Raw genomic sequence first — 2,987 nt, forward strand, 5'->3', positions numbered from 1 at the left:
AAGCTCCCTTCTTGTGCTGTTGCAGCCATTGCCGTTGTGCCTCCCGGGCATGCGTTTCATATGTTTTTAAAGCAAGGTTAATAACCTTCAGCTCGCCTTTGTAATCCTTCTGTTTTCGATGTAATATCATTAAACGCTGCCAGGCCTGTTCCTCCAGCGGATCGTTCTCTACTGCTTGCTGATATAACGTAATGGCCCTGGAGCCATCGCCCTGGGATTCTGCATCTTTGGCTTCTACCAATAACAGGTGGTTGGATATTCTTTTTCTTACAGCCATATACAACGTATACCAAGGGGCGTGCCAGGTGGTATCCCTGCCGCCATCCGCTAACCCCCTGCCGCCGCCCCCTTTTTTCTCCCTTTTTCCCCGCCGCTTCCATCCCCGGTCACCCTCCAAAACTTTCGCAATCCATTGCATGCTGCCGCTGTGCAATCCAAATTCCATTCCATGTAACCCTTATCCATAAAGCATTTCCGCGCATTATTCCTCACCCGTTTTAACACTTCGTTAAAATTTTTTTTGCAGTTCCGGAAATTCATTTACTTTAGCGGCATCGTTATGTAATATTTTTTTGCCACGTTTCGGGAACGTTCCCGGTATCGTTCCCGAGCTTAACTAAACTGAACAAAAATTTCACAGGATGCAAAAACTACGCCTTCTCAGGTATCTGTTACTGTTGTGCTTTATGGCGTGTTCCCTTATCACCTATGCACAAACAGGTAATATCAGCGGAAAGGTCACCGACGAAACCGGCCAGCCGCTGCCGGGTGCCACCGTATTCATTAAGGGAACAAATCAGAATACCATCGCTGGCCCGGATGGTAGCTTTAAATTACCGGTTACCAACGGCAATGTAACCGTAGTAATAAGAATGATCGGTTATCAGCCCATAGAACGGCCTTTCACCATTAGCGGCGCATTGCAGCAGGATTTCCAGCTCAGCGCAGATACCCGCGGTCTGAATGAAGTAGTGGTAGTAGGTTACGGTACACAAAAGAAAAGCGACCTTACCGGATCCATCACCGCCATCAGCTCCAAAGATTTTAATAAAGGTACAGTTACCACACCGGAGCAGCTGATCACCGGCAGGGTAGCAGGTGTACAGATCTCTTCCAACGGCGGTGCACCAGGCGCCGGCAGCAGGATCCGCATCCGTGGCGGTTCTTCGCTGAATGCCAGCAACGATCCGCTGATAGTGGTAGATGGAGTGCCGTTGGATAACGCCGAAGTAAAAGGTACCTCCAACCCATTAAGCTTTATTAACCCCAATGATATTGAAACCTTTAACATCCTCAAAGATGCTTCCGCAACAGCTATCTACGGTTCACGCGCATCCAATGGTGTGATCATTATCACCACCAAAAAAGGAAAAGTAGGAGACCAGCTGCGGGTGAACTTCAGCACCATCAATTCCCTGTCGCAGAAAGAAGGTATTGTGCCGGTATTATCTGCCGATCAGTTCCGCCAGGTGGTGAATGAGCATGGTACCGCTGCGCAAAAAGCATTGCTGGGCACCGCCAATACCAACTGGCAGGATGCTATTTACCGCACTGCATTTAGTACGGACAATAATCTGAACCTTAGCGGTGCTATAAGATCATTGCCCTACCGTGTGTCAGTAGGTTTTACAAACCAGGATGGTATCCTCAAAACCTCCAGCATGCGCCGCCAGTCTGCCAGCATCAGCTTAAGCCCGCACCTGCTGGATGATCATTTAAAAATAGACCTGAATGTAAGAGGCGCGATCACCAACAGCCGCTTTGCAGACCAGGAAGCTATTAATGCTGCAGTGGCTTTTGATCCCACTCAGCCCATTCACACGAACAATGCATTTGGCAACTATTTTGAATGGCTGGATCCTACCACGAATAACACCGCGCCTAACACGCTGGCTACCCGCAATCCTTTGAGCATGCTGGAGCTGAAGAATGATAAAGGTGAAGTAAAACGCAGCCTGGGTAATATCGCATTCGATTATAAATTTCATTTCCTGCCGGAGCTGAGAGCTAACCTGAACCTGGGTTACGACGTATCTAAAACAGAAGGCCGTACCCTGGTACCGGCTAATGCAGGTAACTTATTTAACCGCGGCGGTAAGAATATGCCTTATTCACAGACGCGTAATAACAAGCTGCTGGATTTTTACCTGAACTATGCAAAAGACCTGAAAAGCATCAGCAGCCGTATTGATGTAACAGGCGGTTACTCTTACCAGGATTTCATCCGTTCAGAACCTACTTACGCTGATCTGAATGCAAAAGGTGATACCATCAACGCCGCTGGTGTACCATTCAAAACGCAGAACACCTTAGTATCATTTTTTGGAAGATTGAATTATACTTTGCTGGACCGTTACCTGTTAACAGTTACCGTACGCCGTGATGGATCATCCCGTTTCCGGCAACACTGGGGCACTTTCCCCTCAGCAGCGCTGGCATGGCGTATTAACCAGGAAGCTTTCCTGAAAAATTCCAAAACCATCTCTGACCTGAAACTGCGTATAGGCTATGGTGTTACCGGCCAGCAGGATTTTGGCGGGCTCTTAACCGATTACCCGTACCTGCCCCGTTACATCCTCAGTGATCCTACCGCGCAATACCAGTTTGGTAACAGCTATTACCTTACCCTGCGCCCGGAAGGTTATGATGCCAACATCAAGTGGGAAGAAACAAAAACCTATAACGCCGGACTGGACTTCGGTTTCCTGAATAACCGCATATCCGGCAGCGTGGATTATTACGTGAAGAAAACAAAAGACCTGTTAAGCGTAATACCGGTAGCAGCCGGCTCTAACCTTACCAACCAGCTGCTTACCAACGTAGGCAACATTGAAACAAAAGGTATTGAGTTCACCCTGAACGCTACGCCCATCAGCACCAAAGACTTTAACTGGGATGCAGGTTTTAACTTCACCTACAATAACATAAAGATCACGAACCTTACCAAGGTACAGGATCCCAAGGCGCAGGGCATACCCATCGGCACT

Annotated in this window: 2 protein-coding genes; one reads left to right on the plus strand and one right to left on the minus strand. The window is 48.1% G+C overall.

Annotated elements, in window-relative coordinates; translation table 11 throughout:
- A partial coding sequence (locus tag VIM87_RS12870; RefSeq protein WP_331997386.1) for a hypothetical protein occupies positions 1–277 on the minus strand: 277 nt, incomplete at its 3' end.
- A 409-nt stretch (positions 278–686) separates the two neighbouring features.
- Between VIM87_RS12870 and VIM87_RS12875 the strand changes: the two genes are divergently transcribed.
- On the plus strand, positions 687–2,987 hold a 2,301-nt coding region (locus VIM87_RS12875; protein WP_331997387.1), incomplete at its 3' end, for a SusC/RagA family TonB-linked outer membrane protein.

The sequence above is a fragment of the Chitinophaga sp. genome, assembly GCF_036569125.1.
Taxonomy (GTDB): Bacteria; Bacteroidota; Bacteroidia; order Chitinophagales; family Chitinophagaceae; genus Chitinophaga.